Annotated in this window: 5 protein-coding genes and 2 pseudogenes; 3 read left to right on the forward strand and 4 right to left on the reverse strand. The window is 61.5% G+C overall.

Features of this window, described 5'->3' with window-relative positions; genetic code table 11:
* A partial coding sequence (locus QN358_RS18235; RefSeq protein ID WP_323513199.1) for an IS256 family transposase occupies positions 1 to 1,077 on the reverse strand: 1,077 nt, incomplete at its 3' end.
* Between the two features lie 328 nt (positions 1,078 to 1,405).
* On the opposite strand from QN358_RS18235, the gene QN358_RS18240 reads away from it, so the two are divergent.
* Positions 1,406 to 2,671, forward strand: coding sequence for an IS110 family transposase (locus QN358_RS18240; RefSeq protein ID WP_323513200.1), 1,266 nt, complete (start codon positions 1,406 to 1,408; stop codon positions 2,669 to 2,671).
* Between the two features lie 39 nt (positions 2,672 to 2,710).
* A pseudogene (locus QN358_RS18245) lies at positions 2,711 to 2,869 on the forward strand (IS5/IS1182 family transposase); the annotation flags it as partial.
* On the opposite strand, the gene QN358_RS18250 reads toward QN358_RS18245, so the two are convergent.
* On the reverse strand, positions 2,852 to 3,184 hold the full coding sequence (locus QN358_RS18250) for an MFS transporter (RefSeq protein WP_323513201.1): 333 nt from the start codon (positions 3,182 to 3,184) through the stop codon (positions 2,852 to 2,854). The pseudogene QN358_RS18245 and the gene QN358_RS18250 overlap by 18 nt on opposite strands.
* Before the next feature lie 470 nt (positions 3,185 to 3,654).
* On the reverse strand, positions 3,655 to 4,149 hold the full coding sequence (locus QN358_RS18255; protein WP_323513202.1) for a MarR family winged helix-turn-helix transcriptional regulator: 495 nt from the start codon (positions 4,147 to 4,149) through the stop codon (positions 3,655 to 3,657).
* A 69-nt stretch (positions 4,150 to 4,218) separates the two neighbouring features.
* Here QN358_RS18255 and QN358_RS18260 point away from each other — a divergent pair, with 69 nt between their 5' ends.
* Positions 4,219 to 6,336 (forward strand): MMPL family transporter, encoded by a 2,118-nt coding sequence (locus tag QN358_RS18260; protein WP_323513203.1) that lies wholly within the window; start codon positions 4,219 to 4,221, stop codon positions 6,334 to 6,336.
* A gap of 274 nt (positions 6,337 to 6,610) precedes the next feature.
* On the opposite strand, the pseudogene QN358_RS18265 reads toward QN358_RS18260, so the two are convergent.
* Positions 6,611 to 7,506, reverse strand: a pseudogene (locus QN358_RS18265) (IS5 family transposase).
* Positions 7,507 to 7,630 lie beyond the last annotated feature (124 nt).

The raw sequence follows: 7,630 nt of genomic DNA on the forward strand, positions 1-7,630 counted from the left end.
CCACGGAATCGTCGTCATCGGAAGCATCAGACCGAACGTGTCGTCCGAGAACCGGTTAACAGATATCGGGTTCGTTGACCAAATCTGTCGCCAGTGCTTCGGCGGGAACCCGGTGAACGCAAGGAGGTCAGCGCGTGCGTCGTGGAGCATGCCAGCGACTTTCGGATGAGACTTCGACAGCATCGTGGCAACTTCATCGAACTGGGCGTCGACGTGGTCTTCGTCGGGTTGCGCGAACGCGGTCCGGATAATCGATGCGACCATCTCCTGCGACGCCCGCGGCACAACAGCGAGCACGTTACGCATGAAATGCACCCGACAGCGCTGCCATGCTGCGCCCTGGAACACGACCCCGATGGCCTTCTTCAACCCGGAGTGCGCGTCAGAGATCACCAGCCGCACCCCACCGAGCCCGCGCGCCTTCAACGTGCGCAGGAACTCGGTCCAGAACGCCTCGTTTTCGCTGTCCCCGACGTCGAAGCCAAGGACCTCACGGCGACCGTCAGCTGCGACACCAAACGCGACAACGAAAGCCTGCGACACGACGCGGTGATTGACGCGGGCTTTGCAGTACGTAGCATCCAGGAACACGTACGGGTACTCCAAAGCGCCGAGGTCACGGTTCCGGAACTGGCCGATCTCCTGATCAAGATCAGCGCAGATACGGGACACTTCGGACTTTGATATGCCAGTGTCAGCGCCGAGCGCTTTGACGAGGTTATCGACCTTCCGGGTCGATACGCCGTGCAGGTACCCCTCCATCACGACCGCGTACAACGCCTGGTCCACCCGCCGGCGGCGCTCGAGCAGCGCGGGGAAGAACGACCCCTGCCGCAGCTTCGGGATCGACAAGCTGAGATCCCCCGCGGTCGTACTCAGAGTGCGTGAGCGGGTGCCGTTTCTTTGCGCCGTGCGGGTGTCGGCACGTTCGAAGGGTGCGGCGCCGATGAACGCGATCGCTTCCGCGTCGATGAGCTGCTGATAAAGCGTCTCGGTCGCCGTCCGGATCCGGTCGGGCACGTCGGTGAGTTTGAGTTGAGCGAGGAGTTCGAGCAGGGCAGACTGGTGCAGAGCCATCGTGTGTTTGTGTCCTTCTGTGAGTAGCTTTGATCGGTTCTCACTGACCATCACACGATGGCTCATCACGTCGACGAAGCGACACTCAAGCCCGAGAAACTACACAGAGATGATGGATATGGCTCCTGTGCCGGTGTGACTCGCTGTTACACCGACACCCGTGAGGGTTGTCTTTAAGTGGATCTGTCCACCGACACCGGAGTTGTTGCGGGTCGGGCAGAACATGACTTGATAGGAGCCTGACCGGGAAGTCGTCTCACCTTTGTGCTGTCTGCCCACCCGACCCGCAGTGACGTTTCACGACATAACTGAGGAAGGGAATCCGTCTATGACAAGCATGCCAGCCACCGCAGCAAGAGCCAATCCACCCGCACCGCCGGGTGCGCTTTTTGCCGGCATCGACACGCACAAGAATACCCATCACGTCGCGATCATCGATCACGTCGGGCGATCCGTTCAGGATCGCGAGTTCCCGACGACGAGCCGCGGCTATCAGCAGATAATGGAATTCCTGAACTCGCACGGCGCGATCGAACGTGTCGGTATCGAGGGCACCGGATCCTACGGTGCCGGCATCGCCCGAGTCCTCAGCGTCGGTAGCTTCACCGTCGTCGAGGTGGCACGGCAAAACCGGCAGGCCCGACGTTTGAAAGGGAAATCAGACCCGCTCGACGCCCACCAGGCGGCCGTGAGTGTTCTAGCCGGTACTGATGCTGCCACCCCGAAGAGCGGCGACGGAGAAGTGGAATCGCTACGGATCCTGATGAGCGAACGACACTCAGCCGGCAAAGCCCGTTCCCAGACGATGAACCAGATCCATTCACTACTCATCACGGCGCCCGAGGCGGTTCGCAGCGATTATCGCGCCCTCACGAGCCTCAAACTCGTCCCAATACTCGCCCGCACCCGCCCTCGAAGCGGCATCGACCCCGAGAACATCGCCCGTCAGACACTCAAAAGGCTCGCAGCTCGCCACGTCGCACTCGCAGCAGAAATTGCCATCATCGACCAGCAGCTCGATGCTCTGGTCCGGGACGTCAATCCAACTCTCCTCAGCGTCGGCGGCGTCGGGGTCGTCACAGCAGCGACGCTCCTCATCGTGGCAGGCGACAATCCGGAACGCTTGACGACTAAAGCAGCATTCGCGGCCATGGCCGGCGTCGCTCCTATACCGGCCTCGTCCGGTCAGCGAGTGCGGCGCCGGCTTTCGCGTGGCGGGAACCGGAACGCGAACAGCGCCCTTCATCGAATCGTCTTACTCCGCATGCGCCACCGTGAACCACGCACAATGGCGTACTTCGAACGACGTCGCGCCCAGGGACTCACTGATCGGGACATCAGACGCTGCCTGAAACGACACATCGCGAACGAGATCTTCGCCGTGCTCACAAGCCCCAGCCCCGAAACATCTATCGGCCAGGAGCTGCGCACCAGACGCCAACAGACCGGCACTCCGATCACGATCCTCGCCGCATCACTCGGCGTCCCCTACCAACGCCTCCGACGACTCGAGATCGGAACCCGAGCCGACCCACAACTAGAACAACTCGTCACCGCAGCGCTGGACCAAATCGCGACCCCAGAAACCGCTTGACAACAATAGGAGCATCCACACTCAGGGACGCAACCCGAGGCCTACAAGCGACGCAACGTCATCGAACGCTGTTTCAACACCTTCAAAGACTGGCGCGGCATCGCCACACGCTACGACAAACTCGCCCTCACGTACCGCGGCGGAGTCGTCCTCCGAGCCATCACCATCTGGCTCAAGCTGTTAGGAGACACGCCCTAGTGCCGGTGCGATGAGCGCGATCACCGCGCCGGAGGCGGCCTGTGCGATGAACAGCATGGTGGGGCTGATGCTGAGAGCAAGACCGGCCATTGCGAGTCCGTGGATCACAACCGCGATTTGGAACACTCGCCGAGACCCGAACTTCGCACCGATCTTCGCACCCAGCAGAATGAACGCCGCCATCGCGAATGTGCCGGCCGTGATGGCCGTGCCCACACTGGTCGCAGGGGTGTCCAGGTCCGTGGTGATGCCCTGCATCGACACGGTAAGCGCGTTTACCGTGAACGACGCCTGAATCTGGGTTAGCACAACCACGATCAGAGGCAGCTATGACGCTGCCGCGACTTTCGCCGCGGTGCTGGAAGACACGGAAGAATTACTCATGGGGTGCCTTTTCGTCGCCCCCGGGCAGGGCCAACACCCTTATAATAGCGGCTCACAAACCAGCGCCACAGCCGCAATTTGTTGATCGGCCGATCACAACAAATCAGGTCCAAGAATTTCATCTCTGGGCTGTCCGCTTGGCGCCAACAGATCGGTCGCGATAACGTGCGAATGACACCCCGGAGGCACCTCGAGAATCGACTCACACCGATCGAGATCATCGGCGCAGCAGCACCCTTCGCGATCATGCTGGCCGGCTCCGCGAAGACCCCGGCCCAGAATTTCGCGCCTTTGGTCTGTTGCACCCAGATTCCGAGGACATGCTTGATGCCCTCCCCGGACATCACCCTCGAGGAGGGAACACTGTTTTCAGGCAGGCCGGGGATCCGGGAACAGAAAGTCTACGTCGATGGGTGAGACTCGAGGATGACGTCGCGGTAGACACCAGCCACCTTTGACAGGTACGACTCGATGGCGTTGCGTTCGGAGGCAGAGAAGTCGTCGAGCACGCCATCGACACCCAGGATGAGCGGCCGGAGCGCGGCGAACGTCGCCGAGACTGAGGCGACGGCCGGCACGACCCGAACACTACGGCGGTCGCTCGGGTGCGCCTCGCGGTCGGCGTGCCCGACCTTCTCGAGCCGGTCGATCACGAGGGTGGTAGCCGCGGTGCTGATGCCTAGGCCGTGAGCCAGTTCGGTGGGGCTCATCGGGCCGTGTTCGATCAGTAGCTCCATGGCCTCGAGGTCGGTGCCGTTCACCTTGAGATGGGCCTGCAGAACACGCTCAAATTCACCCATCAGCGAGAGAATCTGCCGAAAGAGGATGCTGGCTTGACGCATCGCCGGAGCCCCGTCACCGAACAGTGACGGCTCTTCGGGCACGGGATTCGACATGAGAATATCCTAGTCTCTGATATGATTAGGTAGCTTGATAATCAGGAAACCAAAAGACTGGGTTGGGTCATGAATAAAGTCACTAAGTTCGTGAGCGGCAGGTTCACCGCCTGGATCGTTCTGGGCCTCGCCGTCATCGCTGCGGCCATCCTGTTCGCCAGCGCACCGGCGAGCACGGGCGCGGTTGCTCCGACGGCTGGTCTGCCTTCCAGCACGCAGTCGTCCCAGGTCTCCGAACTGCAGAAGTCGCTCCCTAACTCCGACGCCGGATTCGCGCTGATCGTGTTCGACAGAAGCGGGTCGCCTCTCACCGAGGCAGACAAAACGGCGATCGTCGGTCGCTCCGCCGCCCTTGCCCCTGAATCGCTTAGTGGCCAGTTGCCCCCGGCCCAGTACTCCAAAGACGGAACCGCGGCGCTCCTCCCACTGCCGCTTGCGGCCGCCGCAGATAGCACGGCGCAGGGCGAGCGCGTCGCGAGTCTGAGAGCGACCGTTCAGACCGATCTTCCGAAGGGTTTGAATGCCTACCTCACTGGGCCAGAAGGCTTTCAGGCAGATGTTGCGTCAGCGTTTCAGGGTGCGGACTTCAAACTCCTGCTCGTCACCGTCATCGTCGTTGCCGCTTTGCTGCTCATAACGTACCGGAGCCCGTGGCTCTGGCTGGTGCCGCTCGCCGTGATCGGCGCGGCAGACGCCCTCGCGAGCGTAATTGTCAAAGACCTCGCACAGGTCTTCGGATTCACCATAGACGCGTCAATCTCGGGCATCCTTTCAGTGCTGGTTTTCGGTGCTGGAACGAATTACGCCCTGCTGCTGATAGCGAGGTATCGCGAAGAACTCAGAAAACATGAAAAGCGCGGTACCGCCATGTCGATGGCCCTGTACGGGGCGGGCCCGGCGATTTTGGCCAGCGGCAGCACCGTCACCCTCAGCCTTCTCACGCTTCTCTTCGCCTCGATCGAAGGCAACCGCGCGCTCGGGTTCGCCTGCGCGATCGGCATTGTCACGGCCATGATCTTCGCACTCATCGTTCTCCCGGCGGCCCTGGTCATCTTCGGGCGCGGCCTCTTCTGGCCCTTCGTGCCCAGATACGGCTCCGAGTCGCCTACGGAACATGGATTCTGGGCCCGCCTCGGCCGCGCCGTCTCGAGGCGCCCCGCCATCGTAACCGTCGTCAGCATCGCCGTTCTGGGTACCCTGACCATCGGCACGCTCAGCATTTCGGTCGGTCTCTCCCAGGTGCAGCAATTCAGAGGCAACCCCGAATCCGCCCAGGGCCAAGCGGTCATCGACGCCGCTTTCCCCGCCGGCCAGAGTGCGCAGACAGCAGTCATCGTGCCGACGGATTCCGTCACCGATGCCCTGGCGATCTCATCCTCCTCGCCCGGAGTCTCTGCGGCAGCGGTGGGCCAGTCTGCGGGCGCAATCACCCAGGTGAATGTGACTCTCAATGCCGAGCCTGGCTCGCAGCAGGCCTTCGACACCATCACCTCACTGAGGCAGTCGTACGCTGAAGCTCCGAACGCTGCATCCGCAGCCCTGGTGGGTGGTACTGACGCAATTGCGCTCGATACTAAAGCCGCAGCAGCGCACGATCAGTCGCTAATTATCCCTCTGATTCTGGGCATCGTCTTCATCGTGCTGCTCATCCTGCTTCGGGCCATTGTCGCACCCGTGCTGTTGATTCTGACAGTCGTCGCGAGCTACCTCGCCAGTCTCGGCGCGGGCAACCTCGTCTTCACGTCGGTCTTCAACATTCCCGCCTTCGACACCAGCGTCGTGCTCTTCAGCTTCCTGTTCCTGGTGGCTCTCGGCGTTGACTACAATATTTTCCTCGTCACACGGGCCCGCGAGGAGTCACTGACTCTCGGCACTCGCGAAGGAATGATCCACGCGCTCTCTGCAACCGGCGGCGTGATCACCAGCGCAGGCATCCTGCTCGCCGCCGTCTTCGCCGTGCTGAGCGTTCTTCCGATCATCGCGCTCACCCAGATCGGCGTGATCGTGGGCATCGGCGTTTTGCTCGACACCCTTCTCGTGCGAACCGTCCTGGTGCCGGCTGTAGTCTTCCTCACAGGCGACACGTTCTGGTGGCCGAGCAGGGTCGCTGCGGCAAAAGGACACGGTTCAACCAGGGTCGGCTCGCCTGCCGCAGACGATGAGTCAACCGCTGCTCTGCTGAGCTAGCTGTACTATCCAGGCAGGTTTGATAATCGCCTGATGAGTGGCTGAACCGTCCCTGATTTCGCACCGTTTGGGACTGCTGAAGTCTTCAACGATCAGCTACGCGCTTGAACAACCGGTGTTGCAACGACCGATTGGATCCGCCGAGCGGGGCTTGCGAGAAAAGGGACAACGCGAGCGATCTCGTCCGGCGTCCCTGCTCGTCCTACCAGGGTGGTTATGCCGAACTGAATCTCTGTGAATGTCGCAGATTCGGTGGCAAGCCAGCCACGCGCGCCTAGGGCGTGTCTCCTAACGGTTTGAGCCGGATGGTGATGGCCCGGAGGACGACTCCGCCGCGATAGGTGAGAGCGAGTTTGTCGTAGCCGGTGGCGATGCCGCGCCACTGCTTGAATTGCTCGAAACAGCGCTCGATGACGTTGCGTCGCTTGTAAGCATGCGGGTCGAACGAGGGAGGCCGGCCGCCTTTCGCACCAAGGCGTTTCCGGTTGGCTATGTGGTCAGACTTCTCCGGAATGACTGCCTCAATGCCTCGGTCGCGGAGCAGCTTCCGGTTCGCTTTGGATGCGTATGCCTTGTCAGCCATCGTTCGATCGGGCTTCGTCCGGGGCCGACCTTTGCCCCGACGTGGGACCCTCAAGCTCGCCATCACCTCGGGGAACATCGGCGAATCGCCACCCTGACCGGTTCCGAGGAGCACGACCAGAGGACGCATCCTCGCGTCGCACAACGCGTGGATCTTGGTCGTCAACCCGCCGCGAGACCGGCCTACCGCATGATCAGGAGGCTCAACCAGCAGATTCGTGTAATTCGACAGATCCCCCTGTGCTGCGGCCGAGGTTCGTGCCATGCTGATGGGCACGATTCACGGTCGAGTCCACCGATACCTCCCACTCGATCAGCCCGACCTCATCGGCGTGGGTCAGCAGCACGGTGAGGATCTTGTCCCAGGTGCCGTCGCCACTGAACCGCCGGTGTCGCTTCCAAACCGTCTTCCACGACCCGAAACTTTCCGGTAGATCTCGCCACGGAGTTCCCGTTCGATACCGGTAGATGATGCCTTCGACCATGAGCCGGTGATCATTGAACGGCCGGCCACCCTTCGTCGCGGGACTGGGCATCAACGGGGAGATCAACCCACTGGGAATCCGACAAAGACTTAGTTCGACACACACCAAATCATCTCAAACCCCACCAGCAGAAGTTAGGAGACACGCCCTAGTGGGCGGCCTAGGGATTTCGGACGGTGGGCCCTCTTAAACTGAGGGCGCTACTGAAAGAGAGATCTGCAGGATGA

The sequence above is a fragment of the Subtercola sp. RTI3 genome (assembly GCF_035018625.1).
In the GTDB taxonomy this organism is placed as follows: domain Bacteria; phylum Actinomycetota; class Actinomycetes; order Actinomycetales; family Microbacteriaceae; genus Subtercola; species Subtercola vilae.